At 63.1% G+C, this 16427-nt stretch carries 15 protein-coding genes; 12 read left to right on the forward strand and 3 right to left on the reverse strand.

From position 1 onward, the window contains the following. Positions 1–15: 15 nt before the first annotated feature. Both NJ75_RS00225 and NJ75_RS00230 read right to left on the reverse strand, forming a co-directional pair. Positions 16–1278 carry a type II toxin-antitoxin system HipA family toxin gene (locus NJ75_RS00225; protein ID WP_039330680.1) on the reverse strand — a complete coding sequence of 421 codons (1263 nt, stop codon included), beginning with the start codon at positions 1276–1278 and terminating at the stop codon, positions 16–18. Next, complete coding sequence (locus NJ75_RS00230; RefSeq protein ID WP_039330681.1) at positions 1275–1586, reverse strand: helix-turn-helix transcriptional regulator; 312 nt, start codon at positions 1584–1586, stop codon at positions 1275–1277. The genes NJ75_RS00225 and NJ75_RS00230 overlap by 4 nt, the downstream gene beginning before the upstream one ends. A 205-nt stretch (positions 1587–1791) precedes the next feature. On the opposite strand from NJ75_RS00230, the gene NJ75_RS00235 reads away from it, so the two are divergent. From NJ75_RS00235 to NJ75_RS00275, 9 genes are all read left to right on the forward strand, one after another. Next, on the forward strand, positions 1792–6006 hold the full coding sequence (locus NJ75_RS00235; protein WP_039330683.1) for a strawberry notch-like NTP hydrolase domain-containing protein: 4215 nt from the start codon (positions 1792–1794) through the stop codon (positions 6004–6006). A gap of 142 nt (positions 6007–6148) precedes the next feature. Further along, on the forward strand, positions 6149–8227 hold the full coding sequence (locus NJ75_RS00240; RefSeq protein WP_039330896.1) for a ParB/RepB/Spo0J family partition protein: 2079 nt from the start codon (positions 6149–6151) through the stop codon (positions 8225–8227). A gap of 82 nt (positions 8228–8309) precedes the next feature. Next, positions 8310–9248, forward strand: a complete 939-nt coding sequence (locus tag NJ75_RS00245) for an ArdC family protein (RefSeq protein WP_086740700.1) — start codon at positions 8310–8312, stop codon at positions 9246–9248. After that, positions 9217–9609 carry a hypothetical protein gene (locus NJ75_RS00250; RefSeq protein ID WP_039330687.1) on the forward strand — a complete coding sequence of 131 codons (393 nt, stop codon included), beginning with the start codon at positions 9217–9219 and terminating at the stop codon, positions 9607–9609. The genes NJ75_RS00245 and NJ75_RS00250 overlap by 32 nt, the downstream gene beginning before the upstream one ends. Positions 9610–9655: 46 nt before the next feature. Continuing rightward, entirely contained in the window at positions 9656–10297 is a 642-nt protein-coding gene (locus tag NJ75_RS00255; protein WP_052241785.1) for a hypothetical protein, read from the forward strand. Between the two features lie 11 nt (positions 10298–10308). Further along, positions 10309–10932, forward strand: a complete 624-nt coding sequence (locus NJ75_RS00260; protein ID WP_039330689.1) for a DUF6927 domain-containing protein — start codon at positions 10309–10311, stop codon at positions 10930–10932. A 14-nt stretch (positions 10933–10946) separates the two neighbouring features. Beyond that, positions 10947–11147 carry a hypothetical protein gene (locus NJ75_RS00265; protein WP_039330691.1) on the forward strand — a complete coding sequence of 67 codons (201 nt, stop codon included), beginning with the start codon at positions 10947–10949 and terminating at the stop codon, positions 11145–11147. Positions 11148–11228: 81 nt separating this feature from the next. Continuing rightward, entirely contained in the window at positions 11229–11579 is a 351-nt protein-coding gene (locus tag NJ75_RS00270) for an antitoxin Xre/MbcA/ParS toxin-binding domain-containing protein (RefSeq protein ID WP_022675518.1), read from the forward strand. Positions 11580–11583: 4 nt separating this feature from the next. After that, positions 11584–12078, forward strand: coding sequence for an RES family NAD+ phosphorylase (locus NJ75_RS00275; RefSeq protein WP_039330694.1), 495 nt, complete (start codon positions 11584–11586; stop codon positions 12076–12078). 34 nt (positions 12079–12112) lie between these two features. On the opposite strand, the gene NJ75_RS00280 is transcribed toward NJ75_RS00275, so the two are convergent. Beyond that, positions 12113–12610 (reverse strand): hypothetical protein, encoded by a 498-nt coding sequence (locus NJ75_RS00280; RefSeq protein ID WP_039330696.1) that lies wholly within the window; start codon positions 12608–12610, stop codon positions 12113–12115. Positions 12611–12675: 65 nt separating this feature from the next. Between NJ75_RS00280 and NJ75_RS00285 the strand changes: the two genes are divergently transcribed. The 3 genes from NJ75_RS00285 to NJ75_RS00295 all read left to right on the forward strand — a co-directional run bounded on the left by NJ75_RS00285 (position 12676) and on the right by NJ75_RS00295 (position 16421). After that, positions 12676–13962: a hypothetical protein gene (locus NJ75_RS00285; RefSeq protein WP_039330698.1), complete on the forward strand. Its 1287-nt coding sequence runs from the start codon at positions 12676–12678 to the stop codon at positions 13960–13962. 47 nt (positions 13963–14009) lie between these two features. Further along, positions 14010–14645 carry a DUF7007 domain-containing protein gene (locus NJ75_RS00290; protein ID WP_372587596.1) on the forward strand — a complete coding sequence of 212 codons (636 nt, stop codon included), beginning with the start codon at positions 14010–14012 and terminating at the stop codon, positions 14643–14645. 102 nt (positions 14646–14747) lie between these two features. Further along, positions 14748–16421 carry a hypothetical protein gene (locus NJ75_RS00295; protein ID WP_039330700.1) on the forward strand — a complete coding sequence of 558 codons (1674 nt, stop codon included), beginning with the start codon at positions 14748–14750 and terminating at the stop codon, positions 16419–16421. The last annotated feature ends 6 nt before the right edge of the window (positions 16422–16427 follow it).

Below are 16427 nucleotides of genomic sequence, written 5' to 3' on the forward strand. Positions count from 1 at the left end.
ACCCCAAAGCCTTCCTTAGCCAAATGTTCGGGCCACGGATTCCAAGCCCTCTGATACTTTTGCCATTGAGACCCGGACCCCAGTATCCCGAGCGTGCGACGGCCAATCGGCGAGTGATGCACGAACATCGTCGATCACTGCGAACACGCGCTTGGGAGAGATACCGTGGGTCTTCGCGAGTTTCTCTATATGTTGGCGGGTAATGGTGCGCCCTTCGCCCAGAACAGCCATGTAATGCTCGCCGCCGGGGCCATTCGAGAACGTCAGGTCGAAGGCCGGCGCAAGCCGCCAATCTCCCCGAGCGTCCATCAGGTAAGCATGTTGGCGAACATGATCGTCGCGGTTTCGCGCGAGCACGTTGAAGACCATGCGGCGGAAGGCTTGCTCGACGTCCGCCATGCTGTGGGTGATCGCCAATGTCGCCTTCAGGAACCCGTCGTAGTCGACACTCGGCATATGCGGCGAGGCCTCAAGCACTCCGCCCAGACTGACCATATGAAGCCTTTTTCCGGGCACGGGCCGGTCGAAACGCCTTGTCGCGAAATGGCCTGGCCCCTTCGCAGAGGAGATCAATCGCGTTTCAGCCATTTCAATTCCCGCAGCGCGGGCCATCCGGGCGTAGGCCTCCTCCAGCGGCCCGATATCTGCGGGGTCGTTGGTCGCTGCAAACTTGACGATCCATTCCTCACCGGCGCTCCTGGTTCCCGCTGCAGCCAACTCGTCTCCTGCGGACAGCGTGCCGCCCGCGTCGATCGCCACATGAACTTTCGGCCGCGCGCCGCCCGAGCCGCCGCCCAGGCGAGTGAGCAGCGCCTCCAGCTCTGTCTCCTCGCCGAGCAGAACGTGGCGGGATTCATCGGCCAAAGCATCGAGGTCGATAGTACTTGAAGTTTCACCATCAAGCGTTTCAGGCTGGAATACGAGCGCGCCCCGACCTTTCGTGCCAACAAGGGCGAGCCGGTCGACTGCGTTTAGGTCTTCGAACCGGTGACCCATTTTCTGAAGCCGCCGCTTCAACAAGAGCATGCCCCAGGCATCGGGCAGACAGTCCGACAGGAAACCGTGGAGGCCTTCAAAGGTCCGGCTGCGGGCAGGGTGCAGGCCCGGTTCAGCCGGATAGTGCAGCGGAGAAATTGGCATCCCTTCCGCTATGATCTCTGCAGACCATTCGAGCTGCGCAAGGCCCCTGGCCATTGCCAGCCTGCCGACCGAAAGCGGCGCGGCAGTCTCATCGGTCAGCAATCCAACCACCAAGGGCGTTCCCGGAGCCAGCTTCATGGCCTTGCACCGCTAGCACGCTTGCGCTGCGGCTTTGCTGCTTGGCGCTGCTGCGCGAGCAGCTCATCCATGCTGGTTGCCGGAACTTGCGGAAACAGCGCGACAATGCCTTCATCGCAGCGCAGTGCGATGGCGGCGCGCACAAGATCTTCGATCGAAGCCCTGCCTTCGGCCTCCATCCTTCGCCACGTCCTGTGAGACACGCCAGCTTTGGCAGCTGCCGCTTGCTGGGTAAGGTCGAGGGCCAGGCGGCGTACCTTGATCCGCTTGCCGAGGCCCGTCAGCTGATCCGGGAGGGTGAGATACATAGGCCATATATGGCCTTTATCCGCAAAAACGTCAACTTATAGGCCTTATTTGGCCGATGAACTCTCCCTAGTGCAATGCTGCGGGCCAAAACAGGCATTCCAAGAGTGGCGCTGCTCAACGCCTCTGGCGCAATTCCAAGCTCCGCGCTGCCGAACCGGAAGGGGAGGGGGAGGCTGTGGTGCGCATCAGCATCAGGAGCAGCGCATGACCGATCTTTTCACCCCGTTCGACTCCCGCCTTGATCAGGTCATCGACGAAGTCGCGCTCGAGATCGCCGGTGGATCGCTTACGAAGATGACGCTCTTCGACGCAATGAAGCGCCTCCATGGAGGAAGCTCGGCTGAGGGCCGCTGGGCACAGCGCGATGCGTATGACCTCCTCGAAGCAGGGGTGACCCGTCACCTCCTAAGATTACCCCGTCCGGTGCGCCTGGACGACATCACCGCTTTGAGTCTTCTGGTTGAGCAGCTGCCAACCCATACGGTCAGGAGCGAAGACCAGATTCGGTTTCAACAGTTCTCCACGCCTGCCGATCTTGCGGCACTTGCGACTGTCCTTGCGCAGCCCCGGCCAGACGACATCGTGCTGGAGCCGAGTGCGGGACATGGTGCGCTCGTGGCCAGCCTGCCGACAGTAAGGCAGCTGCACCTCAATGAGCTTGATCCCAAACGCCGTGAGAAACTCGCTCTGCTGTTCAAACATGCCAAGCTTACCGGGATCGACGGTGCGATGCTGGCTTCCGCGCTGGATCCTTCGCTGCGCCCCAGCCTGATTCTCATGAACCCCCCGTTCTCCCGTTCGGAGGGAAGGGGCGTCGATCAATTCGCTGCTGTCCGCCATCTGCGCGCCGCGCTCGGTCGATTGGCTCCTGGCGGCAGACTTGTCGCTATCATGCCGGACTGGTTCACCACCAGCGCTAGGCTCTCGAAAATCTATGACCAGACATTCGAGAACTGCACGGTGCAAACAGCTTGCCGCCTTGCCAGGTGCTACCACAAGCAGGGGACCAGCGTGCCGGTTCGCCTCTACGTGATCGACAAGGTTCCCGGAAACATCCGTCCTGCGATCCTCGCTAGATCGAATGTCGCCGAGATTGCCGCGGCGGTTGCAGTGGTAAAGCGGGCAGTCGGTCCTTGCGAGGCTTCACCAATTTACGCACGGCAGCAGACCAAGCCCGGCACGCTTTTCAAGGCGATGCGCACAAGTGCAAAGCCGCCTGCGGCTAAGCCGCGCGTAATCGAAGCGCCATCGATATCGCCGCTTGTTTTTCGCAGCCTGGCAACGCCGCGCCCTCTGGGCGAGCAGGCCGGTGTCTATCTGCCTTACCGCCCGAGCCGGATCGACATCGATGGTGCAAAGGCGCACCCGACCCCGCTGGTGGAAAGTGTGGCCATGGGCTCCATACCAGCGCCGGTGCCGGAGTATTGCCCCAGCCTGCAGGGCCGCATCCTCAAAGAAAGCCTGCTTTCGGAAGCGCAGCTCGAGACGGTGATCTATGCCGGCAATGCCTGGCAGCAGTATCTGCCGGGCCTGTTCGTCCCGGCTGACGAAGGTGTCGCTCTCACTCTGGCCGAAGACGGACACAGCTACCGCAAGGGCTACTTCCTCGGTGATGGCACTGGCGCGGGCAAAGGCCGACAGATTGCCGCCTGCATTCTAGACAACTGGCTAGCCGGACGCCGCAAGGCGATCTGGGTATCCAAGAACGAGAGCCTGCTCGAAGATGCGCGCCGGGATTGGAGCGCGATCGGCGGGATGACTGCCGACATTCAACCGCTCTCCAGCTGGAAAATCGATCAGCCAGTGCCGTTCCGCGAGGGGATCCTCTTCGTCACGTACCCGACGCTGCGCAGTCAGAGGCAGGATGCGACCCGTCTGAAGCAATTGCTGGACTGGGCCGGGGCGGATTTCGAAGGTGTCATCGCCTTTGATGAGAGCCACGAAATGGGCGGGGTGGCAGGAGGCGAGGGCGCCCGCGGGAGCAAATCAGGTTCCCAGCAGGGCATCGCCGGCGTCATGCTCCAGAACCATCTGCCCAAGGCCCGCGTGCTCTATGCCTCGGCGACCGGGGCCTCTGAAGTCAACAATCTCGCCTATGCGGTTCGGCTCGGCCTTTGGGGACCAGGAACGGCGTTTGCCAACCGCGAGGATTTCATCAGCCAGATCAGGGCAGGTGGCATCGCTGCGATGGAGCTGGTGTCGCGCGACCTTAAGGCCCTTGGGCTTTACCAGGCACGGGCGCTGAGCTTTGCCGGGGTCGAGTACGAAATCCTCAAGCACGGCCTGACGGCCCAGCAGATCGCTGTCTACGACACCTATGCGGATGCTTGGGCGATTATTCACCAGAACATGGAGGAGTCGCTCGCGCTGACCGGTGTGGTCGACGAGATCGACGGCACCACGCTGAACGGCGGCGCGAAGGCCGCAGCCCGCAGCCGCTTCGAAAGCACCAAGCAGCGCTTCTTCAACCAGCTGCTGCTTTCGATGAAGCTCCCGACTCTGATCAGCGCCATCAATAAGCACCTGGACCAGGATGACGTGGTCGTGGTTCAGCTGGTCTCGACCGCCGAAAGCATCCTCGACCGAAGGCTCGACAGCCTTTCACCCGAAGAGCGGGCCGAACTCGACCTTGATCTCAGCCCGCTTGATGCGGTCATCGAATACCTCGAGCGAGCTTTTCCCACCCAGCAGATGACGTTCTACACCGACGACACCGGTGCTACCCGTTCGACGCCGATGTTCGACGAGGACGGCCGCCCCGTGCACAACCAGGCTGCGATCGCCCGGCGCGCCGAGCTGATCGAGCATCTTTGCGCGATGCCGCCAATCAAGCCAGCCCTCGACGGGATCATCGAACACTACGGGACGGATAAGGTCGCAGAAGTCACCGGGCGCACAAAGCGCCTCATTTCTCAGGCCGATGGTAGCCAGCGCCTCGAAACTCGCTCCCCCCGCACGAACCAGTCGGAAACCGACCAGTTCATGGATGGCCGCAAACCCATTCTCGTCTTCAGCGATGCAGGCGGAACGGGGCGTTCCTACCATGCCAGCCTTGACGCACCCTGCCAGAAGCGCCGGGTGCATTTCCTTCTAGAGCCGGGCTGGCGCGCTGACCGGGCCATCCAGGGCCTCGGCCGCACCCACCGCACTCATCAGGCGAACACCCCCCTATTCAGGCCGGTCACGACCAACTGCAAAGGTGAGCTGCGCTTCACCAGCACGATCGCGCGGCGCCTCGACAGCCTTGGGGCATTGACGCGTGGCCAGCGCCAAACCGGCGGCCAGAATCTGTTCGATCCGGCGGACAATCTCGAAAGCCCTTATGCCAAGGCGGCGCTCACCAGCTGGTTCGGCCTCCTCGCAGAGGGAACGCTGAAGAGCGTGACCTTGTCCGACTTCGAGCAACGCAGCGGATTGACGATCGTCTCCCAGGATGGCGTGCTCGAAGAAGACCTTCCCCCGATCCAGCGGTGGCTCAACCGCATTCTTGCCCTGCCGATCGGCATGCAGAACGCAATTTTCGATGAGTTTCTCGGGCTCCTCGAAGCCCGGGTTTCCGCGGCGCGTGAGGCCGGTTCTCTCGATGTGGGCGTCGAAACGATCCAGGTCGAAAGTGCCGACGTCATCGAAGATATTGTGCTGCGGACGGATGCACGGACCGGGGCGACCTCGCACCTCCTCCAGCTGGCGCTCAGGACGCGTACCCGGCCAATCACGCTGGAAAGGGTGAAGCAGCGCCTCGAGCTGTCGGACGGGTGCATGCTGATGCACAATACCAAGAGCGGCAGGGCGGCGCTGGCTGAGCCGTCCCGGCATTTCATGACCGATCGGGGCGAACTGATCCGCCGCGTCATTCTCCACCGACCGCTGCGCCGCGAATACCATCACCTTGATGATCTTGCCGAGTCTGCGTGGGCGGAATGTCCTCGGGAGACCTTCGAGCAACTTTGGTGTGCCGAAGTCGCCGAGCTGGCCGAGAAGCTGACAACCGAGAAGATCTACCTCGCCACAGGACTGCTGCTGCCGATATGGTCGAGCCTTCCGATCGACTATCTGGAAGTGAGGCGAATCGTCGATGAGGAGGGACGCAGCTGGCTCGGCCGCATCGTTCACGAGCTCGACGTCGCAAACCTTTTGCAGAAGTTCGACATTACCTCGAATGTCGAACTCTCGGAGCAAACGATCCTCAAGGCGCTCGGCGAGCATCGGACGATACCTATCAAGCAACCGTTCGAGGCCACCATCAAGTCCTCGCGGGTCGCCAACGAGCAGCGCTACGAGATCGTTGGCGCCCCCGTCGATCAGCTGCCCTGGTTGAAGAGCATCGGCTGTTTCACCGAGATCATTTCGTTCCGCACAAGGGTGTTCATTCCGACAACGGCAGCAGAGGCCGTGCTGGCGGCGCTCCTGATGCGGTGATGGGAGGCAGCACCGAAGGCGCTGAACCCACGGTGACTGCGACAAGTGCACAGGATCTTGGATGCTTGAACCCGACAAACAAGGGGAGGGGGAGGGGATCTGTGCCCCGGTGATGGCCGGGAGCAGATCAGGAGTGACCGAGATGCTGATTCCCTTTTCCAAGCTCTATTTGAGCGATGCGAACGTGCGCAAAACACGCAATGACCAAGACGACGCGCAGCTTTCTGCGGACATCGAGGCCCGCGGCCTCCTGCAGAACCTGCTGGTGACCAAGAGCAAGAAGCGCGGCCAGTTTGCGGTGATCGCCGGTGGCCGCCGCCTGCGGGCCATTGGCATGATCATTGATCGCGGGGCCTGGGCTGCGGATGCCGAAGTAGAATGCAAGCTGCTCGAGGGTAGCGAAGAGACGGCGGGCGAAGCCTCGCTCGCCGAGAACTTCCAGCGGGTCGGCATGTCTCCGGCTGAAGAATGCCGCGCCTTCCAGCATTTCATCAAGGAAGGCAGCGATATCGCGGCCGTAGCCAAGCGCTTCGGACTCACCCAGCGGTTCGTCGAAGGCCGGCTGCGCCTTGCTAATCTGGCAGCGCCGATTTTCGAGGCACTCGCCGCCGGTGACATCACCCTCGAAATCGCCAAAGCTTATGCTGCGACCGACCAGCACGAAGTGCAGATCCGCGTCTTCGAGCAGATGCGCCATGCCTACAACCCCAGCGCCGACGCCATTCGCCGCATGGTCGCCACCGGCTCGATGCGCGGTAATGACCCTATCGCGCTTCTGATCGGCGAAGATGCCTATGTGGCTGCCGGCGGCAAGGTCGAGCGGGATCTGTTCAGCGATGCGGGCGAGGATCGCTGGATCGATATCGATATCGCGCACCGGCTCGCCTCCGAAAAGATGGAAGCGGAAGCCGAGCGCCTGACCTCGGAGACCGGTCTCGCCTGGATCAGCCCGGTGGCCGCCAGCAATTCCTGGCAGGCCCGCAGCGAGATGGGCGTCTCCGCTGTCCGGCTCCCGCCCGTGCCCCTCTCGGAAACGGCGCGCGCCCGCATCGACGAGATCGATGCCCGGATAGATGAGATCAACGCGATCTTCGATGAAGGTGAAGAGCAAGAGGACGTCGATTTCGGAAAGCTCGAGGCCGAATACGAGGCTCTCGATGCCGAACGCAGCGACCTCAACAATCCGGTTCGCGAGCTGCCTGAAGAATGGCGCGGTGAAGTCGGCCGCTTCCTCGTGCTCACCACCCGCGGCGAGATGGTTCTCGAGGCCGATTACTACAGCGAGAAGCGGCTGTCGTTCGAGACCGATGACCAAGGCAATGTCACCGCAACGGCAGAAGAGCCAGCGCCGACCTCAGGGAGCCGCGCAAGTGGTGCTCCCGCACGGCCTGAGGCGATCGCACCCGGAAGCGAGAAGCCGATCAGCGCGAGGCTGTTCGACGAGCTCGCCGTTCAGCGCCGCAATATCCTGTCGGCCTGCCTGCTTGGCGATCCGGGGCTTGCCCTCGATTTCGCCATCTTCGCGCTCGCGGACAATCGCAGCTATGAGGGGAAGGGCACCTCGATCAAGGCGGGACGGCCGAGCGATCCTGCGACCGGCGAGGTTCCGCAATCAGCGGCCGAGGGCATTCTCGCCGAGGCCGAGGATGGTCTCGACAAGGCGTGGCAGGAGCAGGGCAGTGTTGCGGCCCGTTTCATCGCCTTCCGCGACCTCGAAGATGACGCTAAGGCGGCCTGGCTTGCCTATGCGGTGGCGCTCTCGCTCGAGGCCAAGAAGGGCTATGGATCCGAGTATCATCCGGTTCATGCCGTGCTTGGGTCGATGCTCGATGTCGACGTTGCGGCTCTGTGGCGGCCGACTGCCGAGAATTTCTTCGACCGGGTGAGCAAGACTTCCTGCCTCGCCGCGCTGACCGAGGTTGGCGGAAGTGACCTCGCTGCGCGCTATGCGGCGTCCAAGAAGGCGGACCTCGCCAAGACGTGCGAGACGATCTTCGCCGGTAAGGCGATCATCGAGCAGGAGGTCAAGGAAGCCGCCCTTGCCTGGCTGCCCGAGGCCATGAAGTTCAGTGCGGCCATGCCGGAGGGCGCACAAAGCGCTGATCCTGATGCCTCCGAAGACGGCAAGGCCGACATCGACGCGATCGAGGGGGTGGTCGCACTGCCGGATGCCGAAGAGGAACCCGAAGGCGCCGCCACAGACACGGCAGTGGCTGCCTGAACGCCTCACCCTCCTCCTGATGTCCTGGCCCGGTCGCTCACTCGAGTGGCCGGGCCTTCTTCTTCCACGAAGGGAAATGCCGATGCGCCGCGGACCAAAGCGCGATGTCGCGCAGGAAATTACCAATCTCATCATTGCACGGATCGAGGCCGGCACAATGCCCTGGCGGCGGCCCTGGAAAAAGACCGGGGCAGGGGGCGCGCCCTTGCGTGCAGGCGGACTGCCCTACACCGGGATCAATCGCCTCTATCTCTGGGCTGTCGCCGACTGCTTCGGCTACGCCTCGCGCTACTGGATGACCTATCGTCAGGCTCAGGAACTGGGCGGGCAAGTGCGCAAGGGTGAGACGGCCGAGCCGAGCATCTATTTCAACAGCACGAGCAAGACCGACGTAGATCAGGCGACTGGCGAGGAGACGTCGAAAACCATCCGGTTCATGCGATCCTACAGCGTTTTCAATGCCTCGCAGATCGAAGGCCTGCCGCCGCATTTCTATCCCAGTCCGGTCCCCGAAGCACCGCCGCAACCCTCTGTGAAGGCAGCGGCCATCCAGGCCTTCTTTGCTCCGATACCTGCTGATATCCGCCATGGCGGTGACCGTGCATTCTTCTCTCCGGGCGGAGACTATATCCAGCTTCCAGAACGCGGCGCCTTCCGCACCGAGGACGGATATGTCGCCACCAAAGCGCACGAACTCGGCCATTGGAGCGGGCACCCCTCGCGGCTCGCGCGCACATTCGGCAAGCGGTTCGGCGACAAGGCCTACGCCTTCGAGGAACTGGTCGCGGAGCAGGTCAGTGCCCGGATCTGCTATGAGCTGGGCCTCCCCGCAGACCTCCATGAAAGCCACGCCAGCTACATCGCCCATTGGCTCGATATCCTGAAATCCGACAAGACCGCGATCATCACGGCTGCCGCCAAGGCCGATCAGGCTTTCAACCTGCTTGCAGCCTATTCGGGCTATGAGAGTGAACCTGCGGAGGAAGCCCATGAAGAGGCGCCAGTTCCGGCTTACGCTTGAGCCAACCGCAGACGACGCGGTGCGGCTTGCGCAGCTGAGCCGCTATGCCAGCGACCTTGCGAGCAGAGGTTCTGCGGACATTGGCGCAGCGCTCGGCGGCCATGTTGGGGTGCTGTTCCCCGGGCGGAACCGTCATGCGGTCCTGGAGAGCCTCCTCGGCAAAGGAGAACCCGGTTGGTCACTGGTGTCCGATCCGGGGCAGGGCGGCTCCCTGGTTATCCAGACAACCGAGGCTGGCGCTGCGGTCTCGGCGATTGCGAGAATCCTCGAACAGGTCGCTCCCGGGGCTCTCTTGCGGCCGATGATCTATGAGCCACTGTCCCTGAGAAGCTCAGGGAAACATCACCGCAGTCTGCATTGAGGGGAGGGGGAGGAGGCCATTGCACTTGCAATGGAAAGGAAGCCGCATGTCCTGCGACATCGATTATCGTTACCGCCGCGCGCTCGAGCCCTATGGGCTGACGACGTTCGAGACCGCGCTGCGAGCATTGAACGAGGCCGTCGATGATGTGCGCCTCGCAGGCCGGCAGGTCGCCACCTGTCCCGCGGTTCTGCTCCTCACTCGCCACCTTCAGCGCATTGCCGACGGAAGGCCGACAACCTGCGAGGCCGACGACCAGATCTTGCGGGCACAGTGCATCGAGCGCCTCGGCGAGCTCAAGCACCGACCTGCGATCATTGCGCTGGTCAAGCGCGGGATCGACTATCGTCCTGAAGAACTGCGACACTACCGGCGCGAGGGTACGCGCGCGCTGCGCCAGATCGCAGCCGGGATCGGGCTCGATCATTCCGCCTACCGCATCAGCTACTACACCTCGCAGGAGGCCCTCGCCGGTGAGCATGTGCTCGAAGCAGACGGTGTCTACATCCGCATCAGCCCCGAGCGGTTCGGCGAACCGGGTCTCGCCTGGCGGAACCCGTTCTGGAAGCCCCCCGGCGCGGTCATGCGCAAGGCTCCGATCACCGCGCTTGCCGACATTCCGGCACTCACAGCGCGGATCGCCCGCGAACTGCAAATCGCACCTCCGGCTCAGCCGGGGCTCATCTGAAGGACACGCACATGGGCTGGCTCTACATGCACCGCGCAGGGATGGGAGGGCATGAAACGCCCAAAGCCTATCTCGACGATCAGCTGACCTACGAACGGGAGGCCTGCGAAGATGCTCCGTTCCGGGGGTGCCGGGTCCTCAAGAGCGTTTTCACCGGCAGCACCTACTATGCAGCCGTCGAGCGCTACGGTGAAGATCGCGAGAGGCTCTACGTGACGGCGGTTATCTGCCTGGTCCACTGGAACCCGAAGGCGGCCGATGGCCTGATCTTCGGCTACAAGGACATGGATGAGCAATCTGGCCCCGTCGAGGCGAATTGCCCGCGAAGCATCCTGGAACTGCTCACCTCATCCTCGCACCCCTATGCCCTGGACTGGCGCAACCGGTGTTACGCCATGCTGCGTCTCAAGGAGCGAAAGGTTGCCGATGGCGACATCCTGCGGCTTCCCGAACCGCTGCGCTTTACTGACGGCAGCGAACACCGCGAGTTCCGGGTCAGCAAGCGCGGGAGCAAGATCGAGCTGCGGACACCCGATGGCTTCGGGGCCTATCGTATCTCCCGGCTGATGGAGCGGCGCTTCGAGATCATTCGTCCCGCCCGAAGGATCAAGACCTTCTTCCCGATAGCCCAGTAGCGAGGGCCTCTTCCATGACTTCTGCCAGCCTCGATCCGCGCCGCCGTGTCCTTTGCGGGCGGGCCAATGCCGAGCGCGTCGCCATCCGGATGAGCGCGAAAACCGGGAAGAGCCACGCTGTGGTCAGAACCGGCAACACGCTCCAGCCCTTCTGTGTCATGCCGACGGGAGAAAACCCACCCGGTGCGATCGAACTGCAAGTTGTCGTCCTGTGACGAACTCGGCGCCAGCCCTATGGCAGCTTGAAAGCCATGCAGAATGACGCTATATCGCGTCAGAAGTCATGGAGCTTTGCAATGGCGATTCAGAACTATGCGGACAATGGCGCGTTTGCTCCGCGCAAAATCGTCGATGCGCTGCGCACCACCAGCGACGAACTGGCGCGCTCGCTGGGTCTCGGCAAGGACGCGATCCAGCGCAAGGACCGGATTGCCTCCGATCGTACCCAGCGCCGCCTTCGGCAGATGGTCGAAGTGCTCAACAAGGTCGAACCGCGGTTCGGTTCAGCCTTGCTGGCCTATGCCTGGTACCGCTCTGAGCCGCTGCCGGGCTTTTCGGGCCAGACTGCAATGCAGCTTGTGCAGAACAACCGGGCCGATGACGTTCTGACCTATATCGACGCCGTCGACGCCGGCATTCACGCCTAGCCTCATGCACTTCACCGGGCTGCTCTACCGCGCCCACAATCCGGTCTGGTCCCGCGAACCCCTCTCAGGGGAGGGGGCGGCCCGGTTTGGCGGACGGTTCAATCGCATCGGGCGCAGCGCGCTCTATACTTCCCTCGCCCCAGAGACCGCGCTGCGCGAGGCCAATCAGGTTGGCACCCTCCAGCCCACCACGCTCGTCGCTTATCAGGCCGATATCGGATCGTTGCTCGATGGCCGCGATGCGGCTGCATTGCGGCCTTTCGGTATCGCACCGGCTGAGCTCGCCGACCCGGCGTGGCGCGATCGGATGCTCTCAGGCAAACCGGTCCCGACGCAAGATCTGGCGGAGGCCGCGATCGCGCAAGGCTATGTGGGCATTGTCGTGCCGAGCTACGCCCGCGGCGCTCCCGCCGACGCTCTCAACCTTGTCCTCTGGCACTGGGAAGGGCGCATCACGCTCGTAGATGACGACGACCGGCTTGGCCTGCGCGATCCCTGATTTCTGCCTGTTAGGCCGGCAAGCTGATGCCTGCCTAGTCTTCGATCCGGCCGCCAAGCGACGGATCGAGATACCACGAGGGTCCCTCGACGAAGTCGGCCGAGCGTGCTGGAACGGGCCCGTCGGGCTCACTTGCGACATAAGGATTGACCTGCGGTGCAGGCCTCTCGCCGGAGCGAAGGAGCTTCCCCGACATTTCGCAGCGAGGGCGCAGGAGATCGAGCAGCCATTCGAGATCATCCAGCATCTGGACGATGCCGCGCCCCGCCAGCGTGTAGTAGAGACACCGCTGATAATCATCGCACTGGCACGAAAGCACCTGCGTCAGCTTGTTCTTGGCACCGGGTGTGCCCTGGAAAACCCCCTGCAGCGCTTCGTAGAGTTCGCGCGCCGAATAATAGGCATCGAACGCTTCTATCCCGATAGAGGCATTGGCGAGCGAGCGCCGCGTAGGCGTCACCAGTGGGTCAACCGATGCATCGCGCAGCGTCAGATCGAGGTCGAATTGGCCGAGATCGAATACCTTGTTCATAAGACAAAATTCCTCTATGTGACGAACATAGAGTGAACAAAAGGGGCGGTCAAGAGCGTCAGACCATGTGGTTGGTGGCCAAGGACACCACAGGTAGCACCGGGCGCGTCGCCATTGGCGACGGTCTGCGAGCAGCCTTGGTCCGCTGGTACACGGGCCATGGCAACGAGGCCGATCACCGGGCCTGCGTCTCTCTCGTCGTGACAGCGCGCGAGAATCACAAATGGCTCGCCTGCGATTGTCTGGGCGAGGTCACCGCGCCGCCGCTGCTGAGCCCGGCCTACCTGAGCTTTCAGGAAACCTATTACCTGCGGCGGCTGACTTCGAGGCCGATGCATGCGCCGGCGTGTCCATTTTTCCTGCCCCAGGCACCGCCGCGCATCCGCGAGACAGCAAGGGATTCGCTCTACGCGCTCGATGTTCCAGATGGCCTGTTCAACGCGCACCAGAAGGCGCCGGAGAAACTCGCCCAGAAACCGGACCACAGTGAGCCAGACGACCGGTCGCGTGGTGTTGCAATCCCGCGCCTCGGCAAACTGCTGTGGCTGCTGCTCGAGCGGGCGGGTTCCAACGTGCTGCGCGAGCTTCCGCCAGCAGGGCCACGGGAGGGCTCGATCAGCCAGGAGATGCGTTTCCTGCGCCGGGCTGCGCAAGGTCTCGAGATTGCGCCCGGGGTTCCGCTCTCGGCCCATCTCTACACGAACGCCATCGATTACGAAAAGCGGCGGGTTCACGCCCGGCTGCGCGCTGCGGCCGAGAGATGGCCTCATGAATTCGCGCCCCAGGCGTTTCTTCTGCTCGAGGCCAATGCGGTCACTTCCACCGAGATCGTCACCGGTCTCGGCACGATCTCGGTCCGGAACCGCATCCAGCACACCGGGATCATCCGCGCCGAAGTTGAGCCGCCGTTCCTTGTGCTCGCCGTCGTCGGCGAGCACAGCAGGAAGGAGGGCTATGTCGCGCTGCGCGCCTACGCTCAGCCTGTCTTGAGCGGCAACCAGTTCGTGCCGACAGAGCGAGACCACGACCGAGACGTTCTGCGGGCGCTCCAAGACGCGCAGTATATCCTGCGACGCCGGGACATCCGGATGGCGGTGAAGAAGATCCTCTTCGATCTGCCATTTGCGGACGTCTCCGTAAGGCCGGATTTCCTGATCGCCCTTCTCGACGACAACACCGGGCAGGAGTGCCGCTTTGCGCTGCAAATCCTCCAGTCGTCCGACGAGGATTATCTCGCCCTCAGGGCAATCGAGCGGACTCGTCTTTCGCAGCTTGGACCGGTGGCGGCCCTCGCTCTTGGAGACGTCACGCCCGAGATCGTTGCCCGGACCGCTCTCGGGATCCTGAGCTGAAGAAGAGGGGGAGGGTCTGAGCGAACCTGCAACAGGAGAGTTCGCTCATGCCATGTTTTGCCCCATCACCGCGTCCCTCCACTTCCATCTGGGGCGCCGTCCAGCAGGCCGATCAGCTGGCCCCCGGCATATGGTCAGTTATGACCGCCAGCCACGGCGGTATCATTCTGTCCGATCAGAGACAGGCCGCCATGCCAGCGGCGCTACGGATCGAAGGCGGGGCCTACGAAGAAGATTGCGATTGGGGGCTCCCGATCCTTGCCTTCACCAGCGAGCTTGAAGGGCAGGGCTCCTGCTCTGCGGGCTTGCTGCAGCTTGCCCGCGATACTACCCGATGTTGGCACCCGGACCGCTTCAGCGCCTTCACCGGCGAGGCCATAGAGGAGAATTCCTCTGCGATCCTGCGGACGCGCAAGGCCTATATGGCCGCGATCGGCGAATTCTGCGTGACCAGCGCCTGGGGCGATTGGGCCGAGTGGGTGCCGGACGGCAAAGTCGGCGTGATTGCCCGGCAAGTCGAGCGCGTCGATCACCTTGGCCGCCCAACCTATGGCGAGGCCGAGGTCTGCGCGCTCATCGCCAAGGACCTCTACGCCGCGCGCGGCGAGGTTAAGGCGCTGCGTGATACGGCGCACGACATCATCCCGATTCCTGAAGCCCTGCGACCCAAGCGCGTTGGCTGAAGAGCAGGCCAAGGCAGCCGGGCTCCGGCCAGGCATCAATCCGCTGTTCTGAAGGGAAGGGGGAGGGGAAGGGCGAAACAGTGCGATGAAGGACCCCTTGTCATGAACCCGACAGTTATTCGACCCAGCGTCAGCCCGAAGACGATCACCAAAGTCACGCGCCTCTTCAATGGCACCATCGGCGATATCCTCGGCGAGCTCCTCCAGAACAGTCGCCGCGCGGGCGCTTCCCGGATCGATATCGCCTGCTGCGCGGATCAGGACGCAGCGCGCCTGACCCTTGTCGATGATGGAACCGGAGTCGCCCATCCGCAGACCATGATTGCGCTGGGGGATTCGGGCTGGAGCCAGCACATCCATGAGGCCGAAGACCCGGCAGGCATGGGTGTCTTCAGCCTGGCGGGCAAGGAAACCCGGATCAGCTCGCGTCATACCGATGCCGACATCGGATGGTCGGTCCATGTCCCAGCGGATGGCTGGACCGGTGCGCAGGACATTGCCGTGCAGCCCCTTGCTCGCCCCGTCGGGACGACAATCAGCTTCCTGATGCCCGGCGTGAGCGAGCAGACCACCGAGCGGATTCTGCGCGAGGTCGCGAAGTTCTACCCGCTGCCGGTGTTCTTCAATGGCACGGAAATGCCACGCGAGGACTTTCTCGCCAAAGCAATCTACATCGCCGAGTGGAACGGCAGCCAGATCGGCGTGTTCGAAGGGCGCGAATACCACCAGGACCCCACCACGAATTTCTATGGGATGGTGCTCACCCGCAAGCTTGCCAGCGTCTCGGAGAGCCTTGGCGGCAAAACATACCATGCCCGGCTCGATATCGGGGCCACCCCGGGCCTTGCCCTTGTGCTCCCGGCGCGCAAGGAATTCGTCGAGAATGCCGCGTTTGCGGCGCTGCAGGCAGCGTGCAGGCGCACGATCTATGCCGCGCTGGCGCACAGAGGCCAGCACCGGCTTTCCTTCGAGAACTGGAAGGAAGCGCGCGATCTTGGGGTTGCCCTGCCGGAGGCCGACCCCTGCCTGCCCCGCTGGCATGCTGCCATTGCGGAGAGCGACAACGTCAATGTCGAGTATGAGGAAATCGCAGCAGGTGCGGACACGATCCTTGTCGCGGATCTTGAGCCCGATATTGCCCAGGGACTGGAGCGCGCGCTGCGCGACCACCCCTTGCGCCCGCACCTCGTCGAGAACCATCCCGCATACGCTGGCTATGGCTGGTATGACGCGCTGCATCAGCTCGGCAACGTGCGCTTCTATGTTGCAGCCGGAGAGCGCGACCACGTCATCGCCGAAAACGGCAGCTTCCCCCCGCTCGATGACCATGTTCGTGCCGAGACGATCGAGCTGAGGTTCTGCGTCTTCCACCGCGCCAGCGTAACGCAGCGCGAGGAACGGATCTCGGCAGATGTCGCCTTCGTCCTCGGCGAGGATGGTTGGTACAGCGGCATCGACCAGATCCGCATTGCCTATGTTCCGGGTCCGGCGCTGACTCCTGAAACGCTGGTCGATCTGATCGAGAACGTCTGTTTCTGCGCGAACGACGACAGCGAGGCCGACTCCTGGGACACCCAGCACGAGCACTTCCTGCGCGATGCGCGCGAGCTCGCGGCCCGGGTGCTGCTCGGCGAGGACGAGGCCATTGCGGCGCGTATCCGCGACACGCTTGCCGGCATCCTCTGGGTCATTCCCAAGGACCGGCAGGTTGCCATTACCGTTGCTGCCGGGACCGCGATCGATGTTCAGCTTTCCGCTTTTCAACCTGCGGGCTGAGTCCCG

It is taken from the genome of Novosphingobium subterraneum (assembly GCF_000807925.1).
Classification (GTDB): Bacteria; Pseudomonadota; Alphaproteobacteria; order Sphingomonadales; family Sphingomonadaceae; genus Novosphingobium; species Novosphingobium subterraneum.

Bases quoted from the DNA above. Each gene is read 5' to 3' on its own strand.
- NJ75_RS00295 (WP_039330700.1), top strand. From the start codon at position 14,748: ATGAACCCGACAGTTATTCGACCCAGCGTCAGCCCGAAGACGATCACC.
- NJ75_RS00240 (WP_039330896.1), top strand. From the start codon at position 6,149: ATGCTGATTCCCTTTTCCAAGCTCTATTTGAGCGATGCGAACGTGCGC.
- NJ75_RS00285 (WP_039330698.1), top strand. From the start codon at position 12,676: ATGTGGTTGGTGGCCAAGGACACCACAGGTAGCACCGGGCGCGTCGCC.
- NJ75_RS00235 (WP_039330683.1), top strand. From the start codon at position 1,792: ATGACCGATCTTTTCACCCCGTTCGACTCCCGCCTTGATCAGGTCATC.
- NJ75_RS00230 (WP_039330681.1), bottom strand. From the start codon at position 1,586: ATGTATCTCACCCTCCCGGATCAGCTGACGGGCCTCGGCAAGCGGATC.
- NJ75_RS00275 (WP_039330694.1), top strand. From the start codon at position 11,584: ATGCACTTCACCGGGCTGCTCTACCGCGCCCACAATCCGGTCTGGTCC.
- NJ75_RS00270 (WP_022675518.1), top strand. From the start codon at position 11,229: ATGGCGATTCAGAACTATGCGGACAATGGCGCGTTTGCTCCGCGCAAA.
- NJ75_RS00280 (WP_039330696.1), bottom strand. From the start codon at position 12,610: ATGAACAAGGTATTCGATCTCGGCCAATTCGACCTCGATCTGACGCTG.
- NJ75_RS00260 (WP_039330689.1), top strand. From the start codon at position 10,309: ATGGGCTGGCTCTACATGCACCGCGCAGGGATGGGAGGGCATGAAACG.
- NJ75_RS00225 (WP_039330680.1), bottom strand. From the start codon at position 1,278: ATGAAGCTGGCTCCGGGAACGCCCTTGGTGGTTGGATTGCTGACCGAT.
- NJ75_RS00255 (WP_052241785.1), top strand. From the start codon at position 9,656: ATGTCCTGCGACATCGATTATCGTTACCGCCGCGCGCTCGAGCCCTAT.
- NJ75_RS00265 (WP_039330691.1), top strand. From the start codon at position 10,947: ATGACTTCTGCCAGCCTCGATCCGCGCCGCCGTGTCCTTTGCGGGCGG.
- NJ75_RS00290 (WP_372587596.1), top strand. From the start codon at position 14,010: ATGCCATGTTTTGCCCCATCACCGCGTCCCTCCACTTCCATCTGGGGC.
- NJ75_RS00250 (WP_039330687.1), top strand. From the start codon at position 9,217: ATGAAGAGGCGCCAGTTCCGGCTTACGCTTGAGCCAACCGCAGACGAC.
- NJ75_RS00245 (WP_086740700.1), top strand. From the start codon at position 8,310: ATGCGCCGCGGACCAAAGCGCGATGTCGCGCAGGAAATTACCAATCTC.